The following is a 22690-nucleotide window of genomic DNA, read 5'->3' on the forward strand; positions in this document are numbered from 1 at the left end:
ATGCCGAGCCCGATCGCGAACGACGGACGCCGATGAGCACCCGACTGATCCACCGCCCGGCCAGGACCACCCGGCCCCCGGCGGCCTCCGAGGCGCGCACCATCGAGGCGCCGCCCAACCTCCCCGAGGGGAAGGCGGGCAACATCGCGATGTCGCTGCTGCCCGTCGCCGGCGTCATGTCGTCCGTCGTGATGATGACGGTCGTACGCAACAGCCAGTTCGCCGCGCTCGGTGCGCTCATCCTCGTCGTCACCGTCATCGGCTCCGCCGCACTGGTCTTCACCCAGCGCGGCAAGGCCCAGCGCACCCGCCGCACCCAGCGCGAGGCGTATCTGGCCTATCTGGAGGACCTGCGCGAGGAGTTCTCCGCCGAGGAGCGCGAGCGGCGCGAGCGAGCCGACGTCCTCAACCCGCCGCCGCAGGCCCTGTACGACATAGTCCGCGACCCGGCCCGGCTGTGGGAGCGCCGCCGCGTCGACGGCGACTTCCTGCGGGTGCGCGTCGGCGCCGGCGAGATGCCCGTACGCGACCTGAAGATCGCCCAGCAGGGCTCGTCGGCCCTCACCCCGCCCGACCGCTTCATGCTCAACGAGGCGTCGGCGCTGACGGCCCGCTTCCGCACCGGCACCGAACTCCCGCTCACCGTCCCGCTCGACCGCGTCGGCGACATCAGCGTGGTCGGCCCCCGCGAGGACTGCCTGCGCGTCGCGCGCGCCCTGCTCGTGCAGGCAGCCGCCCTGCACGCCCCCGACGACGTGGCCATCGCGCTCGCCGTGCCCGGCGACCGGCTCGCCGACTGGGAGTGGGCCAAGTGGATGCCGCACCTGCTCGACACCGAGCAGTTCGACGGCCCCGTGGCCGCCCGCCGTATCGCCCCCTCCACGCCCCAGCTCGCCCGGCTGATCGGCCACGAGCTGCGCCGCCGCGCCTCCTACGCGGCCGAGGTGCGCCGGGGCCTGGCCGGCAAGGACGCCCTGTCCATGACGTCCCGGCTGCTCGTCGTCGCCGACGGACACGGCGAGGACGCCGTCGACCTGCCGCGCCCCGACGACGCTGTCGGCCTGCGCGAGATGGGCGTCACCGTCCTGCACCTGCTCGAGCAGCGGATCCAGGAGCCGGGACACGTCGGCGTCCGGATCGCCGTCGACGGCGACCAGGTGATCATCGAGGATCTGCGCGCCCAGGAGCCGGTCAGCGCCCACGGCGCCGTGGACGAAGTCGGCATCCCGTTCGCCGAGGGCCTTGCCAGGATGCTGGCGCCGCTGCGCCTGTCCGCCGAGTCGCTCGTCGACGCCCCCTTGTCCGGGCCGGTCGACTTCGCCGACCTGCTCGGCATCGACGACGTGGCGCGGCTGGATCTCGAGCGCTTGTGGGCGCCCCGCGGCGAACGCGCCTTCCTCCGTGTGCCGATCGGCATCAGCGACTCCCACGAGCCCGTGCTCCTGGACCTGAAGGAGTCCTCCGAGCTCGGCATGGGGCCGCACGGACTGTGCGTCGGCGCCACGGGCTCCGGAAAGTCCGAGCTGCTGCGCACCCTGGTCCTCTCCCTGGTGGCCACGCACCCGCCGGAGGACTTCGCTCTCGTCCTCGTCGACTACAAGGGCGGCGCGACCTTCGCGCCGTTCGCCGACCTGCCGCACGTCGCCGGCGTCATCACCAACCTGGAGAACCAGGCGGGTCTCGTCGAACGCGTCCACGCCTCCCTCGCCGGCGAGGTCAAGCGCCGTCAGCAGGTCCTCAAGGACGCGGGCAACATTGCCGACATCGGCGACTACGCCGCGCTGCGCGCCGCCAAGCGGCCCGACCTGGAGCCGCTGCCGCACCTGTTCGTCGTCATCGACGAGTTCGGCGAACTCCTGACCGCCAAGCCCGACTTCATCGACCTGTTCCTGTCCATCGGCCGGATCGGCCGCTCCATCGGCGTGCACCTGCTGCTGTCCAGCCAGCGCATCGAAGGCGGCAGACTCAAGGGCCTGGAGACCTATCTCTCGTACCGGCTCGGCCTGCGCACCTTCTCCGCCGACGAGTCCCGTACGGTCCTGGACACCGCGGACGCCTTCCATCTGCCGCCGCTGCCCGGCTTCGGCTACCTCAAGGTCGACACCAGCCACTACGCGCGCTTCAAGGCGAGCTATGTCTCGGGCGCCTACCGCGGTCCCGTACAGCGCGCGGACGAGGGGGAGACCGGGCCCCTCGCCCTGGAGTACGAGGCCTTCAACACGCTGAGCAAGCCCGACAGCGCGGGCCCGCAGGAGCAGAGCCTGCGACGTCGCGAGACCGGGCCGACCGAGATGGGCGTCATGGTCGAGCAGTTGGCGAGAGCCGCCGGACCCGTGCGCCGCATCTGGCTGCCGCCGCTGCCCGACACGATCGCGCTCGACGCGGTCGCCGGACCGCTGGACATCGGCCCGCGCGGCATGCAGCTCGCCCAGCGCAGGGGCCCGCTCCAGGCGCCGGTCGGACTGCTCGACGACCCCACCAAGCAGTGGCAGGGCCAGTGGTACCTGGACCTCACGGTGGCCGGCGGCCACGCCGCGGTCATCGGCGGCCCGCAGTCCGGCAAGACGACGTTCCTGCGTACCCTCGTCCTCTCGCTGGCCCTGACCCACACCCCCCAGGAAGTCGGCGTCTACGGCCTCGACCTGGTCGGAGGCGGCCTCCAGGCACTGTCCGGCCTGCCGCACGTCGGCGGCATCGCCGGCCGCGCCGACCGGGAGCGGGCGGCGCGCACCGTCGAAGAGGTGCGGAACATGCTCGCGATGCGGGAAGAGGTCTTCCGCGAGCACGGCATCGACTCCGTCGAGCAGCTGCGCACCCTGCACGCGGCGGGCCGGCTGCCCCAGCTCGCCTCTGCCGAGATCGTGCTCGTCGTCGACGGCTTCGGCGCGCTGCGCGACGACTTCGACGAGCTCGACGACGCCGTCGTCGACGTCCTCAAGCGCGGCGGCGGCTACGGCGTCCACGTCGTCGCGGCCATGCTCCGCTGGAACGACGTCCGTATCGCCGCCCAGTCGAACTTCGGCACGCGCGTCGAGCTGCGCCTGAACGACCCCGGCGAGTCCAGCGTCGACCGCAAGCTCGCCGAGACCCTCTCGCCCGACGAGCCCGGCCGTGTCCTCACCGACGGCAAGCTCTTCGCCCAGGTCGCCCTGCCCCGTACGGACGGGCTCGCCGACGCCTCGGACATGGGCGCGAACCTGGAGCGCACGGCCCGCACGATCCGTGCCACCTGGAGCGGCGAAGTCGCCAAGCCGGTCAGGGTGCTGCCGCACATCCTGGAGCCGCACCTCCTGCCGGGACCGGTCGCCGAGCCCCAGCAGGTGCCGATCGGCCTGGACCAGACGGCGCTCGCGCCCGTCCTGCTCGACCTGTTCCGGTACGACCAGCATCTGCTGGTCATGGGCGACAGCGAGTGCGGCAAGACGAGCCTTCTGAAGACCGTCGCCGGGGGTCTCATCGAGCGCTACAGCGAGGACGAGCTGGTCTTCGCGATCATGGACCCGCGACGCGGTCTGCGCGGCGCGATCCCCGAGGAGTTCAACGGGGGCTACGCCTACAACGCCAAGATGTGCGCGGGCCTCGCGGCCGGCATCGCCGCCGAGCTGGAGAAGCGGCTCCCCGACGACAGCACGCGCATCGAGGACCTGGAGCCCGGCAGCTGGGGCAGCGGTCCGCGGATCGTGGTCCTCGTCGACGACTACGACGTGCTGACCACCGCGGGCCAGTCGCCGCTCGCCCCGTTCCTGCCGTACATCCCCTCCGCGGTCGACATCGGCCTCCACTTCGTGCTGTCGCGCCGCGTCGCGGGCGCGTCGCGCGGCATGTACGAGCCGCTGGTGCAGGGCCTGCGGGAGTCGGGAGCCTCGGCGGTCCTCATGACGGGTGACCGCAGCGAGGGCCAGCTGTTCCCCGGCGTGTACGCCTCCCAGCAGCCCGCGGGCCGCGGCGTGCTCATCCGCCGCGGCCAGTCGAACCGCCTGATCCAGACGGTGTACACCCCCGAGTGACGTACGCGGGACCCGACGCGTGCGGATCCATGCCACGAACGACGACCGACGAAGGACCGGACGAGCCAAATGACCAAGGACGTCATCGCCCTCACCCAGCACATGCCCGACCCGTTGGCGGTGCTCGCGGGCCTGCTCTCGGGAGGCCCCGACAAGCTGGTGGGGACGGAGGGCGACGGCGCCGTCGTGCAGCTCTGCGACACGGAGGGACGCCCCCTCGTCTCGGTCGAGGCGCCGCTGCTCGTACAGGTCGCCGGCGAGGCCGAGCGGCTGCTCGGGGCTGCCGCGCCCGAGGTCCCGTACTGGTGGACGGAGGCCCGCGCCACCACCGGCGTCGAGGAGGCCGAGCGGATCGCGGGCGCCTTCGCGGCCCGCCTGACGTCCCTGCGCGGCGGCTCCGCCTGGCCGCGCGAGGCCGCGCTCTCCCTGGCCGTGGTCGAGAGCGAGGGCGTCAGCGTCGTGCCGGCGCCCGCCGCCGCACAGCCGGCCGTCGACGTGCTGACCGACAAAGTCGCCGTCGTCATCCAGGACCGCCCGGTGGTCGCCATGACGGCCTGGCTGGCCGACGCGTTCCGGGCCGCAGCCGAGGCCGAGTTGGGACTCCAGATCGTCAGTCCGGCGGGCACGACGCTCTCGCCGGCCGTACGCGACAGCCTGAGCGGCTGGCCGTCGCGCTGGGTCGTCCAGGACGAACGGGAGGGCTACTACGACGGCCTGACCGGCGCCGTACTGCGCTGGCAGCATGGCATGTTCGCGACGGTCGAGGCGGCCGACGCGACCCCCGACGACCCGCGCACGCCGGTGGCCGCCTCCTACCAGGAGGTCGCCGACACCGGCGAGCGCCAGCTGGCGCTCACGTTCCGCTCGATCCACCCCGCCGACGACCGCCTGGTGCTCGGCGGCGCGCTGGAGTCGGTGTGGCGCGAGCTGACCGGCGAGCCCCCGGCCGGGTGGGGCACCGCGGAGCCCGCCAACCTCCCCTGGTCGCGGCGCCAGCTGACCGACCTCGCCTACGCGAGGGCTCCCGAGCCGACGTTGGTCGTCGTGGTCGGCAGCCCGGACAGGCCCGGCCTGGCGACGGTCCGCGTCAGCCGTACGAAGGCGGGCGTGGAGGAGGAGGTCACGCTGGCGTTCGGCTATGGCGCCGACGAGGAGCCGCCGACGGACGCAGTGCCTCGGGTCGCGGAGGTGCTCGCCACCCGCCACAGCCTTCAGTCGCTGCTCGTACAAGTGCGCAAAGCACGGCGTGAGTTGGCCGTGCCGCCTTGCTTCGAGGGTCCCGGCGTCCCGTTCGCCTTCGCGCTCGGCGCGGAGGAGGTCCGCCAGATCCCCGGCGACCGCGCCCGGCGCACGCCGCTCTCCCAGCCGCCGGTCCAGCTCGGGCCGAAGTCCCGTCCCGCGCTGTACTACCCGCTGCCGGGCGACCCCTCGGACCTGTCCGGCTGGCAGGACTTCGAGCGTCTGGTGCGGCATCTGAAGGGCGAGTAGAGCGTCTGCGACGTGGTGCCGCCGACGGGCGAGCGATGCGTCAAGTTGGCTTGGTATGCGTGTTGTTGACCACTCGTGATGTGAGATTGTCGTGAGGTGGTCATAGAGGTGCGATTACTGATTGCACTTGTGACGCCGGAGTTGATAGGGATGTCAGGTCATACGGACGGCATCCAGTCCGCGGGGGGAGTCTGATGAAGTTCGACATGGGGGCGCAGGTTCTGTCGACTCTGCAGTCGCAGTCACTGGGGTCGAGTACGGATCTCGGTCTGCTGATCCGGCAGCTCGTGCAGGCGGCGCAGCCGCTGGAGGGAAAGTTCAACGGAGCGGGCAAGGTCGCGTTCGACCTATTCAAGTCACGCGCGGACGAGATCACGGCGGACTTGAACGCGTCGCTGTCGGCGATTCTCGGCGGCCAGGCCGGGATGGACGCGGCGTTCGGCTCGGGTGACCAGGAGCAGGACGAGAACGCGAAGACGCAGATGGCGGCGGCGAACTTCGACGCGGCGCGCTTCTCCGGCCGCTGACCGGCTTGCGAGTGGGAAGTGCTCGGATCCAACGGGGAGTGATGGGGAATGGCTGCTGCGAGCAGTGATCGTCTTTCGTACGACACGGGTGCGTCGACGGAGGTGCAGGGCAGTATCCAGGCGCTGATCGGGCGTCTGGAGCAGGTGATCAGCGCGCGTGACACCCAGGTGAAGAACGCGATGAAGGACTTCGCGGCCGACGGCGTGGCCGACGACTACCACGGCAAGGAACTGCGCTGGTACAGCACGTCGCAGGAGGTCCGGAACATCATCCAGCTGTTGAAGACGACGCTGGAGAAGAACGACGCGACGGCGCAGCAGACGCTCGCGCGGGCAAAGACCGCGGTCGACAACATCGGCTGACCTGTGTCGTACACGTCCCGGAGAGAGGTTCTCCGGGACGTACCAGGTGTGCGTCTCGGTCGTCGGGCGCCGGCCCCGTCGGTGCGCGGGTTCGCAGGGGCCGCACGGGGTGCGGCGGCGGTGCAGCAGTTCAGTACGCAGGGGGGCGTTCGTGTCGACGTGGGACATCAAGCCACAGGGAGTCCAGGGCCAGTTGAAGGTCACCGGCACACATGCCGGGGACCTGGAGAAGGCCCTGACGACCCTGGTGGCCGATATGCAGGAGGCGGCCCAGTGTGCGGGCACGGCCGTGCCGGGCTCCGCGGCCAAGGTCGCCCTGCACGGGCCGACGGCGTCGGGGGCGCCGTTGACGACGAATGCGACGGGGCCGGTCGGCGCGGCGCTGGCCGAGTACCTGAGCAAGCAGCAACCGTCCCTCAAGGACATGGCCGAGCGCATCCAGGCCGCGGTTCTGGGCGCCGCGAAGGCCACCAACGAGTACGTCGGGGGCGACCTGGCGGCGGCCAAGCACGCCCAGGACGCCGCGAAGTCCGTACGACTGGATCTTCTCAAGGACGCCGGGGGGCGCAGGTGAGCGGGGACGAGGCGGTCGACCCGGCGGAGGTGCCGGTCTTCACCGGCGATCTGGATCGGCTCGACACGAAGGTGAAGGCGCTGTCGATCGGCAGCGCCAAGATCGCGACCGCGACCGGCGACGTCCACACCTCTTTCGGCGGGCTGCGTGCCTTCTACAAGGCGCCTGAGGCGGAGCAGCTGTTCGCCGTCACCAAGCCGGTCTCGGACAAGGGGCTCTCGATGAGCTCCGACCTCTGCGTCATCGCGGGCGCGCTGGGCGCCTATGCGAGAGACGCCCGTCCGCTGAAGGAGAAGCTGGAGCAGCTCAAGGCCGAGGTCTCCGCTTTCCGCGCCAAGATCGCCGATGACGACAAGTGGCGTGAGGACGGCGATCTGACCGACGAGAACCTCGAGCGCCGCAATGAGATCGCCGAGGCCTGGGCCGCCTTCCAGGAGATCGAGCGCACCTGCCACGACAAGATCGTCGCGCTGGTCTGCGGTACGCGGCTGAGGGTGAACGACGGCTCCAACCAGGAGGGCATGTACGGCTACGACGCCGAGGCCCTCAAGCAGTCCGAGAGCCTCCCGTGGGGCGAGGCGGTCGAGGAGTCCACGCCCGGGTGGCAGGTGTGGGAGCACGCCTGGGACTTCGGCAAGGGCGTCATCGTCGACGGCGTCTGGGGCACCGTCAGGGGTCTGGGGACCCTGGTCGGCGTCGACGGCTGGGACGCCGCGGGCCAGGCGTGGGTCGGTCTGGGCCAGCTCGCCACCGGTGTGGTGATCTCCGCTGTCCCGGGCGCGAACCTGGCGTTCTGGTCGGCCGACGACAAGGACATGCCCGCTTGGCTGCGGGACTCGCGCAAGGCGTTGAAGGAGACGGGCAAGGCGCTCGTGGCCTGGGACAAGTGGGGAGAGAACCCCTCCCGGGCGGCCGGAGCGGTCACTTTCAACGTGGTGACGACCATCTTCGCCGGCGGCGCCGGAGGCGCGGCGGCCGGCGCGGGCAAGGCGGGCACGACGGCGAAGGCCCTGTCCTTCGTGGGCAAGGCGGGTCGGGCGATCGACCCGACGACGTACCTCTTCAAGGGCGTCGGCATGAGCCTGTCGAAGATCGGCGATGCGCTGGCCGCTCTCAGGGGCATGGGGAAGGTCGAGGTCTCCGCCCTTCCCGAGGGCGCGATCATGTTGCCGGAGGGCTCGTTCAAGCTGGCCGACGGCACGCTGCACCTGCCCGAGGGCGCGCCGATCCCGGAAGGCGCGTTCGAGGTCCCGAAGGGCACGTTCCAGCTGCCCGAGGGCGTCCCGATCCCCAAGGGCGCGGTCGACCTGGGCCACGGAATGGTCAAGATGCCCGACGGCACACCGCCCCCGGCGGGCTCGACCCCGGTGGCCGAGGGCACGGTCAAGGTCCCCGAGGGAGCGACGGCCCTGCCCGAGGGCACGACGGTGGTGAAGGACCTCGAGGGCAAGACCTTCCACCTCGACCGCCAGGGCAACCTCTTCAAGGAGGACGGCACTCTCCACCAGCACCACTCCGCGGCCCCGAGGGAGAATCCGCCCCAGACGGCCCCCAACCCGGCCGCGCGCGTGCCGGTCACGGCGGGCGCCGTTGCGGCCCGCGTCGGGGACGACGCGGCCGGCGCGGCGCGGCTGGGCGACAGCCTCGCCGACGACCTCGGCGACGTGGGCCGGGCGGGAGACGACGCGCCTGCCGGCAGGGCGGGCGACAACGCGCCGGGCGGCGTCGCGAACAACATGCCAACGGGGCAGGCGGGCGACAACCTGGACGGACCGGCAGGCAGCGCGGGCCGCACTGGAGACACCCCTGCGGCCACCGGCAGCACCCGCCCCGGCGCCAACCTCGGCGACGACGCCGTCCCTGGCCCTCGCCCAGAGCCCCCGGGCGCAGGCGCTGGCCGCAACCTCCCGACCGGCGCGCTCGACGAAGCCATCCGGACCCGCCCCGAGGCACCGGGCGGGGGCGGGGTGGACGAGGCGGCGCGCGCGGGCGACGACGCGAATACACCACCCGGCGACGGCACGGTCCCGCCGCAGCGCCAGCCTGTGCCGCGTCCCAGCTTCATGCGCGATACGGGCAACCCGTACGGACCCCGCGGTTCGCTCACGCTTGAGCAGATCGAGGAAATCCAGGTCTACCGGGCCAATGAGGAACCGGGGTACCGCGAGCGCCACTACAGGAAGGACGGCACTCGCCAGAGACTGGAGCGGTACGACGAGAGCGGGTACACCCCGCCTCAGCTCACCCGGCTGTCGGAGGACGGCCCGTGGATTCGTGCCAAGGATGCTCCAGAACCTCCTAAACCTCATTTCCTTGATGACGACTACATCTCCGTCGGAGCTGACACGGTCACGAGCAAGGTTCGGCGCAGGATACTGGAGGAGGCTGCGCGGATCCGCCATCTCTCCGTCAAATGGGACAACCTTATGGCGGATTGGAAGGCGGAGACCGGCAGGGCTCACGCGGCCCAAGGCACCATTGAATCCGCGGCGCTTTGGGGAGAGGCCAAGGGGGCGTACAAGGAATCTCACACCAGGATGGGCGACGACGCCGAAGCGTTTGGTGAGGCGGCTGCCGAGCACCACTTCATCGCCGAGCGCTACCCGGACTTCGAGAGCCAGTCTCTCCTCGGCCCGAAGAACGGAAATGACCAGTTCGACCAGGTGTGGAAGCACGAAGATGGTCGGGTCGTCGTCGTTGAGGCAAAGAGCAGCGCCGACACGGAGCTCGGTCGGCGCACGCTTCGGAACGGTAGGCAGGTGTCTCAGGGGAGCAGAGAGTACTTCTTCGACATCATCCGAGTCATGGAACGCCGAGGTGAATTCAAGGTTGCGGCTGATCTGAGAAATGCACTGAAGGAGGGCAAACTGGAATACGTCGTCGTCAAAGGTGAGAAGAACTCGGGCACGTACACTGGTTACCAGTATCGGCGCTTCGACATCAGCAAGGGGACTCTTCCGTGACCGTGATTGTGAGCCGGCATGCTCTGCAGCGAGATGAACCGGGGCAGTATTCGGAGCGGTTGGGAGAGTATCTTGCCAGCGCGATCAGCGATCTTGATGAGTCTGCCGAGCTCATCGACGCCACGTTCAGCACTTCTCTCCTGATGTTGCATGCGCGTTGTGTCGTCGATCCGCGGGCGGCTGCGGTGGAGACGTGGGAGGCCGCCGTCAACGCGATGCAGTTGGGCTCGGCGCTGTTCGCCGTGACCGGGGTGAGCGAGGGAACTGTCGAGTGCCGTGTCGATCGGAAGTTGCGGACTCTGCCGGCTGTCGGCCCGTTGCCCACGGCTGATGCGGGTACGTGGCTGTCGGCGTTCTGGCTGGCGATCATCTGTCGGGAGCAGCAGCGGATGACACAGCTGTGTGAGATCCCGTTGGAGCGGCTGCGTGCGCCGGAGGGGCAGTACGACGAGTACATCTACCACTGGGTGGATGTCCTGCAGACGTACTGGCTGCGGCGTCCGGGGCTGGTAGACAAGCTGATCGCTGCGATCGAGGCGTCGGATCCCGCGGTGGCGCGGGTCGCTCCACGCGATCTGCTGCAGTGTCTGCTCTATCCGCCGATCAACCTCTTCTACCACTTCGTGCGCAAGGACGAGGAGGGCTTCAGTCCGGCTCTGGAGGAGGCGCTGAAGCTCCACAAGGCGTACTGGACCATGGACGAGGACAGGACGGAGGACATCGACGGCGCTATCGCCCTGGGCCCGCTGGCGATCGCCTGCCTCGCCTACGACGGCAAGATCCCGATCGAGGTTGAGTCGGAGTACCTGCCCAAACACCTCCTCCAGCACGGCTGGCTGGGTGAGTTCCCCACCTGAGGCACATGTGAAGACGCGCATTCCCCGCCATCCATTCCGCACCGACAATGCGGCCGAAGCGATGGCGCCGATCATCGAGAGCACGAACCAGGCGCTCGAGCAGCTTGAGACGTCGGAGGACGACCGCTGGGATGCTCTGATGCTCACGCTGACGACAGCGAAGTGGCACTGCGTTGCGGATCCCACTGCGGCAGCCTTTCCGACGTGGGAGGCGTGGGTCACGGCCATGCAGGTCGGCTCAGCTCTGTTCGCCGCCGGCACTGCTGCGGAAGGTCCTGTGGCGTGTCGCATCGGGGCCGACGGCGAGGTGACGAACCTTCCCGCCACCGGGCCCCAGGACTACCTGCATGCGGGAAACTGGCTCACCTCCTTCTATCTGGCGGTGATCTGCCGCGAGAATGAACGGCTGAACCAGCTTGCCCAGGTGCCTGTGTCGTTCCTCCGTGCGTCCGGTGCGGAGTTCGACGAGTACATCTATGCATGGGTGGAAACCCTCCAGAACCGCTGGTTCGGCCGGCAGGAGACCTGGGACACCCTGGTCGCCGCAGTCGACGGCACCGACCCCGACGTCGCACAGGTCGCCGGCAAGGAGCTGATGCTGAAGGTCCTCTACCCCCCTCTGGAGCTCTTCCAGCTCTACCTGCGCGGGGAGTCGGAGCAGTTCAACGCCTCATTGGCCCAGGCTCTGACCTGGCACAAGGAGTACTGGACAGCCAACGAGGCACGTTCCTTGAGCGGCGAGGGCCTGGTCGCCCTGGGCCCGCTCGCCGTCGCCTGCATGGCACGCGACGATGGCGACATGGCCATCGAGGTCGAGTCGGAGTATCTGCCCAAGGAACTCTTGGAGTTCGCCTGGGCAGGCGAGCTGGACACATGAGCCAGGAGGCTGTCAGGCCGCGACCCTGACCCGCCACGGTGCGGGATTTCGACAGCCAGCTGCTGGGGTCGGTATCCGCCCGACGACGAGATGGATCCCTTGATGGACTCCGAGCGCAGGATCGACATCGACGACCCCGAGGTCGACATGGATGGCGGAGGACGTCTGCTGTACAGGGGGGAACTGTTCACTGGAGAGGTGACGGAGCACCTGGGCACTCCTCTCGTCAGCCTAAACGACTACGTGGAGGGAGTTCTGCACGGCCTCAGTCGCGAATGGTATAAGGACGGCACCCTTCGTTCCGAAGGGACAGTGCAGATGGGGCGTGCCGTGGGGCTCTTTAGAGAGTGGCATCCAAACGGAAGGCTCGCGTCTGAACGGGTCTTTTCCCAGAATGGATTGCCCATCCTGGCGGAACGTGTTTGGGATGAGCAAGGGAATCTCACAAAGAGCTGGAAGAAGGAAGCCGAGTAGTGCCGGGTGGGCGCGTTCCTCGGTGAGCATCGGTTGCTCGACTAGGGCCTCATCTGGGTACTGGCCCCTGTTCCTCTACAGGAACGGGAAGCCCCCGGTTCCATTACGGCGAGAGCCGCCCCTACGGCTCCCAAGGTTGTGAGCATGACGGCCGTGAACCGACCTGGCCTCCACTTCATGAAGAAGGCCCCGATGAGGAGGACGGCCGAACCGGCGCAGGTGGCGAGATAGGCGAGCCATGCCTTCTCTGCGTTGTCCTGGATGAGGAGCTGGTACGGAACGACCGCCAGAACGACGGCGATGACGCCCCACTCCTCGCCGCCGAGGACTCTCTCTTGTCCCGCGTTGTCCTGTCCGGTGGCGTTCGGAATGGCCATCTTCCCCTCCCTGTCGCGCTGTTCAGTCGTTGGTCGATCAACGATGAGGGACGCCAGCGGCAGGGCGCGGGTTGCCTCGATGGGGACGAACGAAGTCGCGGGCGGAGAGCCGGCGAGGCGCGCGGTGTCACGGGAGTAGCGGGTTGCCCTGCGCCAGGCGTCAGGCGGTGGCGGTCTCCTCGGGGCGCAGTACGTACGTGCCCATGCCGGCCTCGGAGCGGGTCAGTCCCTCGGCGCGCACGGACTCCATGGCGCGCTGGGCGGTCGAGTTGACCACGCCGAACTCGTTCGCAATCTGAACCACGCTCGGGATCTTGCTTCCGGGCGGATAGGTGCCGTTGCGAATGCGCTCGATGATCACTGCGGCGATCTGCGGCCACATCGCGCGAGTTCGGTCAATGCTCATGGGTCTAGTTGAGTGCGCCTCAGTATTCTTCGCATCCTCAGTGCGCTTCGGTATACTTCGGTATGGTCTCGAGGAAGGCTCCGACGGGTGCTAGCGGCACCCCAGGGCATGGCCGTTCTGAAGGGATGGACCGACATGTGCAACCTCATCCAGGCCCTCGTCCTGTGGGCGAGGGCAGTGTTCGCGCCGCGAACCAGCGGTCGGCATCGTTTGCGTGCGGGCGACCGCATGGCCGACTGCGTACAGCCCCGTCCTCCCCGGCTGCCCGACGTGCCGTGGCTGCTGCCCGCCGCCCGTTCCCCGTACGGGCTCCACCTGCCGCTGAACGGGCAGGAGACCGCCATGGTCCGCCCGTACGTCCTGGCGGACGAGCAGCGTCAGCGGCGGCTCGCCCTGGTGCTCGCCGCCGACTTCGGGGTCGATGTCGATGCGCATCTCCTCGGCGCCCATGGGGTGGTGTGATGAGCGCGGCCGTGGAGCATGCCGAGCCGCGGACGCCTGCGTGTGCCCGGTGCGGGAGCTGGCGGGGTCCCTGGCAGTCGCATCCGTCCAGTGAGCGGTACGCGTGCGGCGCGGAGGTCCTGGTGTGTGTCGCAAGCTGCCTGGTCGATGCGGACGTGCCCAAGGTGTGTGACGTCTGCGGGTCGACGGCCGGTCCCCAAGCCGCGGGCGCGGCCCGTTCGCCGCGGCCGCCCGTGCGGATGTGCGTGCGCTGCGACCGGATCACCGCCGCCCCGGTCCTCGTGTCCGAGGTGCACTCCGCTTCCGGCCCGGGTTTCAACGTCTACGCCTGTGCCGAGTGCGCGCCGCTGCTCCCGAAGCCGCCCGACGCGCTCGACCTGCTCGCGACCGGCAGGCGCACCCGTGCGGAGAGCGGGCATTGAGTGGGGGTACGACACGATCCCGGTGCCCACGAGCCGCCTCCGGCAGGTCCTGCGGGCCCGTCCTTCGGCTTCGGCCCGGCCCTCTCAGGCTGTGCGGTGTTAAATGAAAATGTGATTCATTCATGCAGCCCGTGCCGAGCGCCTTGGTGCGGTCACTGAGCGGGAAGCACCCACGAAGCGTCGCCGGACAGGTGTTCATACTCCAGGTGGCGGTTGTGGTGCTGCTCGCCGCCGGTGCCGTGCTGGCGCTGGTGCTCCAGTCGCGGCACGACGTCGGACGTGAGGCCCGCGCCCTCTCGGTGGGGGTCGCCCAGACGTTCGCCCACTCGCTCGGGCTTCCCGCCGCGCTGAAGGCCCCGGACCCGTCCAAGATCCTTCAGCCGCTCACGGAAGAGACGCGCAAGGCCGCGGGCGTCGACTTCATCGTCGTGATGAACACCGACGGAATCCGCTACACGCACCCCCAGCCCGACCGTATCGGCAAGCGATTCGTCGGCACGATCGCACCCTCCCTGGCCGGCCGGGTGCATACCGAGAGCGTGCGAGGGCCCCTGGGCCACGAGATCCAGGCCGTGGTCCCGGTGACTTCCGCCGACGGCCGGGTCATCGGGCTGGTGTCGGCCGGTCTCACGGTGGAGAACGTGACCGGCGTGGTCGACCGGCAGCTCCCCGTCATCCTCGGCGTCAGCGCTGCCGGCCTGGCCGTGGCCACCGTCGGCACCGCACTGATCACCAGACGGCTGCGGCGGCAGACCCACGGGCTCGGGCCCCTCGAGATGACCCGGATGTACGAACACCACGACGCGGTCCTCCACGCCGTCCGCGAGGGCGTGCTGATCACCGACGGGGAGGGTCGGCTGGTGCTCGCGAACGACGAGGCCAGACGGCTGCTCACCCTGCCGGCGGACGCGGAGGGACGCGACATCGAGCATCTGCCCGCGCTCGACCAGCGCGTGGCCGGCCTCCTGAAGTCCGGTCGGGTGGCCACGGACGAGGTCCTCGCGGCCGGGGACCGGCTGCTGGTGGTCAACCAGCGGCCGACCATGCCCCGCGGCCAGCCCGAGGGGGCCGTGGTCACCATCCGCGACTCCACCGAGATGCGCATCCTCACCAGCCGGGCGGAAGCAGCCCGCCGACGGCTGAAACTGCTGTACGACGCCGGTATCGGCATCGGCACCAGTCTCGACGTGACGCGCACGGCCGAGGAGCTGGCGGATGTCGCCGTACCCCGGTTCGCGGACTTCATGACCGTCGATCTGGCGGACCCGGTGCTCCACGGCGACGAACCGACCGACGCGCGCTCCGGCGTGCGCCGTACGGCGGTCAGCGGCATCCGCGACGACCAGCCTCTCTATCCGCGCGGCAAACTGATCAACTTCAAACCGTCCACACCGCACGCGCGGGGCCTCGCCGGCGGCCAGGCCGAACTGGTGCCGGACCTGGCCGACGCGCCGGGCTGGTACGCGCAGGATCCGCCACGGGCGCAGAGCATCATCGACTACGGCATCCACTCCCTCATCACCGCGCCCCTCAAATCGCGCGGCGTCGTACTCGGAATCGTCACCTTCTGGCGCTCGCGCAAGCCCGAGCCCTTCGACGAGGAAGACCTCTCCCTGGCCGAGGAGCTGGTGGCCCGGGCCGCGGTCAGCATCGACAACGCGCGCCGGTACACCCGTGAGCACGCCATGGCCGTGACGCTCCAGCGCAGCCTGCTGCCGCGCGCCCTGCCCGACCAGAGCGCCGTGGAGATGGCGCACTACTACCAGCCCGCGCAGTCCGGGGTGGGCGGCGACTGGTTCGACGTCATCCCGCTGCCGGGCTGCCGCGTCGCGCTCGTCGTGGGCGACGTGGTCGGGCACGGACTGCACGCCGCGGCCACCATGGGCCGGCTGCGGACGGCGGTGCACAACTTCTCCTCGCTCGACCTGCCGCCCGACGAGCTGCTCGCCCGTCTCGACGACCTCGTCCAGCGCATCGACCACGACGGGGACGCGGGCGAAGGCGCGGTGCTGGGCGCCACCTGCCTCTACGCGGTCTACGACCCGGTGTCCCAGCGCTGCACCGTGGCACGGGCCGGGCACATGCCGCCCCTGGTGGTCAGCCCCGACGGCGCCGTGGACATCATGGAGCTGCCCGCCGGGCCGCCGCTGGGGCTGGGCGGGATGCCGTTCGAGACGGCGGAGCTGCACCTGAGCGAGGGCAGCCAGCTCGTGCTCTACACCGACGGACTGGTCGAGGACCCCAGCCGTGACATCGGCGACGGCCTGGAACTGCTGCGCGCGGCCCTGAGCCATCCCGACCGGCACCCGCAGGACAGCTGCAGCGCGGTTCTCGACGCACTCCTGCCGGCTCGTCCTCGCGACGATGTGGCGCTGCTCATCGCACGGACCCGAACCCTCGGCGACGGCGACGTCGTCGACTGGGCCGTGCCGTTCGAGCCGAGCGCGGTGGGCGCCATGCGAGCCGTCGTCGTGGAGAAGCTGGAGGAATGGGGCCTGCCCGATCTCGCCTTCAGTACGGAGCTGCTGCTCAGCGAGCTGATCACCAACGCGATCCGGCACGGCTCCGCCCCGGTGCGCGTACGGCTGCTGCGCGACCGCACGCTGACCTGCGAGGTGTCCGACGGGAGCAGCACCTCGCCCCATCTCCGCTACGCCGCCACCACGGACGAGGGCGGGCGTGGGCTCTTCCTGGTGGCACGGCTCAGCCAGCGGTGGGGTACCCGGTACACCCCCGAGGGCAAGGTCATCTGGGCCGAGCTGCCGCTGTCGGGCGACTCGGAGGGCTCGGTGAGTCCGTTCCAGGACTTCCCGGACTTCCTCGACGTCGACGCGATCTGACGGCCGTCGACGCGATCTGACGGCCTCGGGTCGGGGGCGGGCGAGCGTCACGTCCGTCCAGGGGGCGGAGCGTCGCGTCCGTACGGCGCGGGGGTCACGGTCGTAGGGTGCGGGGCGTCGCGTCCGTACGGTGCGGAGGTCACGTTCGTACGGTCCGGGGCGTCGCGTCCGTACGGCGCGGAGGTCACGTCCATACGGCGCGGAGCGTCACGTCCGCAACGTGCGGGCCAGCAGCACCGCCACGTCGTCCTCCGCCGGACGCGGCAGCAGCCGCCCCAGGACACCGTCGCAGAGCTCCTCCAGCGGCTGGTCAGGCTCTTGCAGCGCCTGCGCGAGCTGGTCCATGCCCTGGTCGAGGTCCCTGTCCCGGGCTTCGATGAGACCGTCCGTGTACAGCACCAGCAGGCTGCCCGGGGGCAGCGGCACCCGCTCGGTGGGGAAGTCCTTGCCTCCCGTGCCCAGAGGGGTGCCCAGGGGACCGTCGAGGAACACGATCGCCCCGCCGGGCCTGGCGACGGCCGGCGGAGGGTGGCCGGCCCTGCCGATCACACAGCCGCCGGACGCCGGGTCGTGCACGGCGTAGACGCAGGTCGCCATCTCGTCCTCCCCCAGGTCGGAGACGACGGCGTCGAGGGAGCGGAGCATCTGCGCAGGAGGGATGTCGTGCCGGGCGAGCGTGCGCACCGCTGTGCGCAGCTGTCCCATGACGGCCGCCGCGTGGATCCCGTGGCCCATGACGTCCCCGATGACGAGTCCGGTCCGGCCCCCGGGCAGGGCGATGACGTCGAACCAGTCGCCGCCGACGTCGTGCTCGCTGGCGGGGAGGTAGCGCCCGGTGAGCTCGAGGCCCGTGACATCGGGCAGCGCGTTGTTCGTCAGGCTGCGCTGCAGGGTGAGGGCCGCCTCCCGCTGGGTCGTGTACATGCGTGCGTTGTCGATGTTCAGCGCCGCTCGCGCGACCACTTCGTCGATGAGGACGCAGTCCTGCTCGTCGAACGACTCGCGGCTGCGCAGCCGCGTCACCGTGACCGTTCCGAGCACCTTGCCGCGCGCGACCAGCGGGACCAATCGCGCCGATCCCAGACTGGCGAGGTAGTTGCGCAGGCTCTCGGCGCGGGGGTCCCTGATCAGCGCCGGGACGTCGGACCGGTACAGGTTCATTGGCCGGCCGTCGGCGATGACCCGCTCGTACACCGTGCCGGGCGGGATCTGCATGGTCTGGCCGGGCGCCAGTTTCGCGGTGGGGGCGGTCGGGTCGGGGAAGGCGACCGCCAGCCGGCGGAGCACGCCCCGGGTGGCCGCGGCGGCCGCCGCCCCCTCGTCGGGGGCGAGGACCGCCTCCAGCAGCTGTACGTCGGCCGAGTCGGCGAGCTGCGGCACCAGCACCTGCACGATCTCCTCGGCGGTCTGGCGCAGGTCCAGGGTGGTGCCGATGCGGGCTCCCGCCTCCGCGAGCAGGGCGAAGCGCCGACGGGCCCGTTCGGCCTCGACGAGCGCCCGCTGCCCCTCGGTGATGTCGATGAGGGAGGCGATCAGACCCAGCCGCCGGCCCGCGCCGTCGAGCAGCGGGGCGTAGGAGCAGGACCAGGTCCGGTCGTGATCGGGATCGGCCGCGGTCCGGCCGGTGCGACGCGCGTCGACGACCGGCTCTCTGCGGTCCAGAACCTGCTGCATCATCGCCTCCAACGCCGTGGCGTTGACGCCGGGGACCACCTCCGTGAGCCGCTTGCCCAGGTGCTCGGCCGGCAGGACGCCGTTCATCCGGGCCAGGGCGTCGTTGACCCGGATGAACCGCAGGTCCGTACCGAGGGTGGCCAGGCCGATGGGCGACTGGGTGAAGAGACTCTGGAGAGCCGCCAGCGAGTCCCTCATCCGCAGGACCTCCGAGGTCTCCACGGCGATCAGCATGGAGCCCGGACGGCCTTGCGGGTCGACGGCTGGGACGATCCACATCTCCATCGTCACGTGGTGGCCGTCGCGATGCCGCACGGGAAGGGTCCCGACCACGGTCTCGCCTGCCTGGACCCGTCGTGTGAGCTGCTCGGCCAGTTCCTGGTTGGCTTCGGGGACCAGTACGGGCGAGGCAGGGCGGCCCAGGAGGTCTTCGGGCCGGTGGCCGAGGAGGTCCTGGGCAGCGAGCGACCACTCCAGGACACGCCCTTCCGCGTCCTCCCTCCACAGCGCGATGGGAAGCAGCTCGCGGAGCACACCAGCGTGCCCGACAGCTCCTACGGGCGGGTCCGGCACCTCGCTCGTCGACTGGTGAGGGTGAGTGTCCAATGCATCGGCCTAACCCCAGGGGGGCATTTCCTATCGAATTACCCTATCCGAAAGATCGGCGCGGGGCGCTGCCCGCCTAGGGGGCGGCGCGCAGCGGGGGTGCGGGGCGATCCTGAATCCCGTTCCCGCGCGGCGCCCCCGGGGCGCCGCGCGAGAAGACCTCCAGGTCAGCCGCGACAGGGCAGCCCATCGGGTGCGCCAGTTAGCGAGCCCCCCGGCGATCCCGGTCCGTACCGCGCCGCCCCCGCCGCGCCCGGTCCGTACCGCGCCGCCCCCGCCGCGCACGCCTGCACCGCGCCGCCGCCGTGCGCCACCCGCACGTCCCGCACCCTCTTCACCGCGTCGTTCGTGTGGCCCCGCGTTGCGGCGGCGAGTCGAGCGAGCCGAGCGAGCAGGGGGAGCGCCGACGGGCCCGTTCGGGCCCGTTAGGCCTCGACGAGCGTCCGCTGGCCGTCGGTGGTGTCGCGCGCGTCATTCCCGTGGCACCCCGTCGCGGCGGCGAGCCGGCCGTCCCCCTCCGCGGGCTCCTTCGGGCGGGACAGCGTGCCGCAGGCCCATGCCCCCTGGGCCCCGCAGCCTCACGCATGCGCCCCCACCGCCACCACCCCCACCGTCAACTCCGTCTTCCCCTCCAGTGCTTCGCCCACCCGCTCCGCCTGCGCCTCCAGCTCGTCCCGCGCGTGCTGCGTGCGCAGCGCCTCGCCGATCGGCTCCACCGTCAGCGCGATCCGTCGGCCCGAGCGGCGCTGGTGCCACACCCCCGCGACGACGCCGTCCACCAGCACCACCGGAAAGTTCCCCGCCTGCCCGCCGGCCAGCGCGCGCTTGTACGCCGGGCCGGGGAAGAGCCGTTCGCGGGGCTGCGAGGCGATGGCGAACGCGTCGAAGTACGGCAGCAGCCGCACGCCCCGCGCCGGGGCGTCCGGGAAGTCGAGGTCCCCGGCGGCCACCCATGCCGGGGCGTCCTCGAAGGACACCTCCTCGACGCGGCCCTCTCGGGCGAGCGCGGCGAAGAGCTCCGTCGCCCAGCCCTTCGGCGCCGCGAGCCACTTGGCGAAGTGCTGGGGGCTCGCCGGGCCGTACGCGTACAGGTAGCGGTGTACGAGGGCGGCCAGCGCGGGCTGTGCCTCCATCGGTGTGACGGCGGGGCTGGTGTACGTCGTCTTGCGGCCGCGGTTGGGGGCGAAGCGGAGCACGCCCCGGTGCGCGGCCCGGTGGGTCGCCTGGCGCCAGCGGGGCCACTTGTCCTGGAACGCCTCCATCACCGGGTCCCCGGCCCAGGACCCGACGCGCTCCACGATCGCCTCGGTCAGTTCGTCGACGGTCAGCTCCGCGCCGTCCAAGGCGTCCCCGATCGCGTCGAGCACCTGCTCGGTCTGCTCGTCCGTCATCCGTGCCGGGGCGGGCATCGGGTTCGCCCCGGCGGGGATCGCCGAGAGCGCCCCGGTCCACATGGGCAGGTCGGCGGCGGCCAGCAGATGGACCGTGCCGCGCGGACCGTACGTCTTCACCAGGCTGGCGTCGCTCCACAGCGCCTCGCGCACATCGGCCCGGGTGGCGCCGCCCGCCATGCGCAGGGCGAGGGAGAGCTCGCCGGCCGACAGCACCTGCGCGTGCGCGCCGAGCATCGCGGAGGAGGTCTCCGCGGGCGTGCTCTCCATGGGGGCTGCGATGCCCTGCCGTTCGATCCGGCGGGCGTTGGCCTCGGTCCACGTCACCGTACGCGTCGTCATGCGAGCGACTCTAGGCTCGATATAGGTCAGATTCTGGCCGCATTGAGGGGCTCTCCGCGGGCTTTCCCCGGGACTCTGCACGGGACTTTCCACGGGCCTTCCGCGGGCCCTCCGCGGGCTTCCCTCGGTGAAGCGATGGCGCGACCGCGCCCGTCCGACCCGCCCTCACCGGCGGACAATGGTGTACTGGCGGGACGGTAAGTATTGCTCTCACCCGAGGAGTTGCGGTGGCCAAGGTCCGGACCTCGTATCACTGCGGCCTCGACGCCGCCGTAGACGTCGTCGGCGGCAAGTGGAAGCCGCTCATTCTGTGGGCGCTGCACGACGGCACGCACCGCTTCGGGGAGCTGAAGCGCCATGTGGCGGGCGTCAGCGAGAAGATGCTGATCCAGCAGCTGCGCGAGCTGGAGGCAGACGGCGTCGTGCACCGCGAGGTGTACCGGGAGGTTCCGCCCCGGGTGGAGTACTCCCTCACCGAGCTCGGCGAGGCGCTCAACACCGCCCTGCTGCCTCTCGGCGAGTGGGGCGCCGCCTATACCGAGCAGATCCTCGCCAACAAGCGCGCCAACTCCGTCGTCTGACCGGCCGTCGGGAGCGGTTGCGGCCGGGGCGCGGCCGTCGTATACGGCGCCCCGGCGGCGGCCGGCGGCCCACGTCGGACACGCCGTCAATACGACGCCCCTGCCCGGGGGTCACCCTTGGGAGGTACGGCCCCGGGCACGTCCCCGAGCCCCGCAAAGGCCCGGAACCAGCCATATTCCGGGCCCGTGGGACGCCGCTTCCTCCGTCCGCCGCATTCGGAGCGTAGTTACGGCATGGCGTGGCACCCAGCACCACTTACGAAGGGTTATGGTGGAAACCCCCCCTCGGGCCGGTCCGTATCCCCCCCCCACGGACCGGCCCGTTTTCTTCTCTCGGCTCCGCGCAGCTCTCGGCTCCGCGCAGCCCTGGTTCCGCGCAGCCCTCGGCTCCGCGCCGGCTCCTAGCTCCGCCCGGCCCAGATGTTCGTGCCCGCGGTGTCCACCGCGAAGGCGTCGATCTCCTCCAGCTCCGCGTCCGTGAGCGGCGGGGCGGCCAGCGCCGCCACGTTCTCCTCCAGCTGCTGCACGCTGGACGCGCCGATCAGCGCCGACGTCATCCGCTCGTCCCGCAGGACCCACGCGATCGCCAGCTGGGCGAGCGACTGGCCGCGCCGGGACGCGATGTCGTTCAGCCCGTTCAGCCGCCGCAGCACCTCGTCGGAGAGCAGATTCGGGTCCAGGGACTTGCCCTGCGTGGCTCGCGAGCCCTCCGGGATGCCCTTGAGGTACTTGCCGGTGAGCAGGCCCTGCGCGAGAGGCACGAAGGAGATGCAGCCCATGCCCGCGCTCTCCAGCGTGTCGAGCAGGCCGTCGTCCTCGATCCAGCGGTTGATCATGGAGTAGGAGGGCTGGTGGATGAGCGCGGGGACGCCCATCTCCTTCAGCAGCCGCGCCGCCTCGGCCGTCTGCTCCGCGTTGTACGACGACACGCCCACGTACAGCGCCTTGCCCTGCTGCACCGCGCTGGCCAGCGCGCCCATCGTCTCCTCGAGCGGAGTGTGCGGGTCGAAGCGGTGGGAGTAGAAGACGTCGACGTAGTCCAGGCCCATCCGCTTCAGGGAGGCGTCCAGGGACGACAGCAGGTACTTGCGCGAGCCCCACTCGCCGTACGGGCCGGGGTGCATCAGATAGCCGGCCTTGGTGGAGACGAGCAGCTCGTCCCGGTATGCCGTGAAGTCCTGGGCGAAGATCTTGCCGAAGTTCAGCTCGGCGGACCCGGGCGGCGGTCCGTAGTTGTTCGCCAGGTCGAAGTGGGTCACGCCCAGGTCGAAGGCGCGGCGCAGGATCGCGCGCTGCGAGTCCAGTGCGCGGTCGTCGCCGAAGTTGTGCCAGAGGCCGAGGGAGAGGGCGGGGAGCTTGAGCCCGGAGCGGCCCGTACGGCGGTACTCCATCGAGTCGTAGCGGCTGGGGGAGGCGAGGTAAGAGGGGGAGTCAGTCACGCTTCCCTCCTTATCACGGA

The 22690-nt window shown here is 70.6% G+C and carries 18 protein-coding genes; 13 read left to right on the plus strand and 5 right to left on the minus strand.

The genetic code is table 11. The features are described from left to right. Positions 1-32: 32 nt before the first annotated feature. The 9 genes from eccCa to AB0M39_RS10405 all read left to right on the plus strand — a co-directional run bounded on the left by eccCa (position 33) and on the right by AB0M39_RS10405 (position 12130). Positions 33-4007, plus strand: a complete 3975-nt coding sequence (gene eccCa / locus AB0M39_RS10365) for a type VII secretion protein EccCa (protein ID WP_365362302.1) — start codon at positions 33-35, stop codon at positions 4005-4007. Positions 4008-4076: 69 nt separating this feature from the next. Next, positions 4077-5495, plus strand: a complete 1419-nt coding sequence (locus tag AB0M39_RS10370; RefSeq protein WP_365362304.1) for a DUF6177 family protein — start codon at positions 4077-4079, stop codon at positions 5493-5495. Positions 5496-5689: 194 nt separating this feature from the next. After that, positions 5690-6022, plus strand: coding sequence for a hypothetical protein (locus AB0M39_RS10375; RefSeq protein ID WP_365362306.1), 333 nt, complete (start codon positions 5690-5692; stop codon positions 6020-6022). Positions 6023-6070: 48 nt separating this feature from the next. Continuing rightward, positions 6071-6385, plus strand: a complete 315-nt coding sequence (locus AB0M39_RS10380) for a pore-forming ESAT-6 family protein (protein ID WP_365362308.1) — start codon at positions 6071-6073, stop codon at positions 6383-6385. 151 nt (positions 6386-6536) lie between these two features. Then, a complete protein-coding gene (locus AB0M39_RS10385; RefSeq protein WP_365362310.1) occupies positions 6537-6959 on the plus strand; it encodes a DUF6507 family protein in 423 nt (140 codons plus the stop codon). Continuing rightward, positions 6956-9922 (plus strand): hypothetical protein, encoded by a 2967-nt coding sequence (locus tag AB0M39_RS10390; RefSeq protein WP_365362312.1) that lies wholly within the window; start codon positions 6956-6958, stop codon positions 9920-9922. The genes AB0M39_RS10385 and AB0M39_RS10390 overlap by 4 nt, the downstream gene beginning before the upstream one ends. After that, entirely contained in the window at positions 9919-10779 is an 861-nt protein-coding gene (locus tag AB0M39_RS10395; RefSeq protein ID WP_365362314.1) for an immunity 49 family protein, read from the plus strand. The genes AB0M39_RS10390 and AB0M39_RS10395 overlap by 4 nt, the downstream gene beginning before the upstream one ends. 7 nt (positions 10780-10786) lie before the next feature. After that, on the plus strand, positions 10787-11656 hold the full coding sequence (locus AB0M39_RS10400; RefSeq protein ID WP_365362316.1) for an immunity 49 family protein: 870 nt from the start codon (positions 10787-10789) through the stop codon (positions 11654-11656). A 102-nt stretch (positions 11657-11758) separates the two neighbouring features. After that, a complete protein-coding gene (locus AB0M39_RS10405) occupies positions 11759-12130 on the plus strand; it encodes a hypothetical protein (protein ID WP_365362318.1) in 372 nt (123 codons plus the stop codon). Positions 12131-12171: 41 nt separating this feature from the next. Here AB0M39_RS10405 and AB0M39_RS10410 read toward each other — a convergent pair whose 3' ends face one another. Next, positions 12172-12507, minus strand: coding sequence for a hypothetical protein (locus AB0M39_RS10410; protein ID WP_365362320.1), 336 nt, complete (start codon positions 12505-12507; stop codon positions 12172-12174). 160 nt (positions 12508-12667) lie between these two features. Continuing rightward, positions 12668-12913 carry a winged helix-turn-helix domain-containing protein gene (locus AB0M39_RS10415; RefSeq protein WP_365362322.1) on the minus strand — a complete coding sequence of 82 codons (246 nt, stop codon included), beginning with the start codon at positions 12911-12913 and terminating at the stop codon, positions 12668-12670. A gap of 135 nt (positions 12914-13048) precedes the next feature. Here AB0M39_RS10415 and AB0M39_RS10420 point away from each other — a divergent pair, with 135 nt between their 5' ends. From AB0M39_RS10420 to AB0M39_RS10430, 3 genes are all read left to right on the plus strand, one after another. Next, positions 13049-13375 carry a hypothetical protein gene (locus AB0M39_RS10420; protein WP_365362324.1) on the plus strand — a complete coding sequence of 109 codons (327 nt, stop codon included), beginning with the start codon at positions 13049-13051 and terminating at the stop codon, positions 13373-13375. A 122-nt stretch (positions 13376-13497) separates the two neighbouring features. Beyond that, complete coding sequence (locus tag AB0M39_RS10425) at positions 13498-13797, plus strand: hypothetical protein (RefSeq protein ID WP_365362326.1); 300 nt, start codon at positions 13498-13500, stop codon at positions 13795-13797. Positions 13798-13919: 122 nt separating this feature from the next. Beyond that, complete coding sequence (locus AB0M39_RS10430) at positions 13920-16637, plus strand: SpoIIE family protein phosphatase (RefSeq protein ID WP_365362328.1); 2718 nt, start codon at positions 13920-13922, stop codon at positions 16635-16637. A 207-nt stretch (positions 16638-16844) separates the two neighbouring features. Here AB0M39_RS10430 and AB0M39_RS10435 read toward each other — a convergent pair whose 3' ends face one another. Together AB0M39_RS10435 and AB0M39_RS10440 are read right to left on the minus strand one after the other, a co-directional pair. Further along, positions 16845-18917: a SpoIIE family protein phosphatase gene (locus tag AB0M39_RS10435; protein ID WP_365362330.1), complete on the minus strand. Its 2073-nt coding sequence runs from the start codon at positions 18915-18917 to the stop codon at positions 16845-16847. A gap of 578 nt (positions 18918-19495) precedes the next feature. Beyond that, positions 19496-20650, minus strand: coding sequence for a winged helix DNA-binding domain-containing protein (locus AB0M39_RS10440; protein WP_365362332.1), 1155 nt, complete (start codon positions 20648-20650; stop codon positions 19496-19498). A 227-nt stretch (positions 20651-20877) separates the two neighbouring features. On the opposite strand from AB0M39_RS10440, the gene AB0M39_RS10445 reads away from it, so the two are divergent. Next, a complete protein-coding gene (locus AB0M39_RS10445; protein WP_365362334.1) occupies positions 20878-21231 on the plus strand; it encodes a helix-turn-helix domain-containing protein in 354 nt (117 codons plus the stop codon). Positions 21232-21632: 401 nt separating this feature from the next. Here AB0M39_RS10445 and mgrA read toward each other — a convergent pair whose 3' ends face one another. Next, on the minus strand, positions 21633-22670 hold the full coding sequence (gene mgrA / locus AB0M39_RS10450; protein WP_365362336.1) for an L-glyceraldehyde 3-phosphate reductase: 1038 nt from the start codon (positions 22668-22670) through the stop codon (positions 21633-21635). Positions 22671-22690 lie beyond the last annotated feature (20 nt).

This window comes from Streptomyces sp. NPDC051907, assembly GCF_040681075.1.
Taxonomy (GTDB): Bacteria; Actinomycetota; Actinomycetes; order Streptomycetales; family Streptomycetaceae; genus Streptomyces.

Coding starts and splice junctions, on each gene's coding strand:
- AB0M39_RS10415 (WP_365362322.1), bottom strand. CDS start 12,913: ATGAGCATTGACCGAACTCGCGCGATGTGGCCGCAGATCGCCGCAGTG.
- AB0M39_RS10375 (WP_365362306.1), top strand. CDS start 5,690: ATGAAGTTCGACATGGGGGCGCAGGTTCTGTCGACTCTGCAGTCGCAG.
- eccCa (WP_365362302.1), top strand. CDS start 33: ATGAGCACCCGACTGATCCACCGCCCGGCCAGGACCACCCGGCCCCCG.
- AB0M39_RS10430 (WP_365362328.1), top strand. CDS start 13,920: ATGCAGCCCGTGCCGAGCGCCTTGGTGCGGTCACTGAGCGGGAAGCAC.
- AB0M39_RS10410 (WP_365362320.1), bottom strand. CDS start 12,507: ATGGCCATTCCGAACGCCACCGGACAGGACAACGCGGGACAAGAGAGA.
- AB0M39_RS10440 (WP_365362332.1), bottom strand. CDS start 20,650: ATGACGACGCGTACGGTGACGTGGACCGAGGCCAACGCCCGCCGGATC.
- AB0M39_RS10380 (WP_365362308.1), top strand. CDS start 6,071: ATGGCTGCTGCGAGCAGTGATCGTCTTTCGTACGACACGGGTGCGTCG.
- AB0M39_RS10405 (WP_365362318.1), top strand. CDS start 11,759: ATGGACTCCGAGCGCAGGATCGACATCGACGACCCCGAGGTCGACATG.
- AB0M39_RS10420 (WP_365362324.1), top strand. CDS start 13,049: ATGTGCAACCTCATCCAGGCCCTCGTCCTGTGGGCGAGGGCAGTGTTC.
- AB0M39_RS10370 (WP_365362304.1), top strand. CDS start 4,077: ATGACCAAGGACGTCATCGCCCTCACCCAGCACATGCCCGACCCGTTG.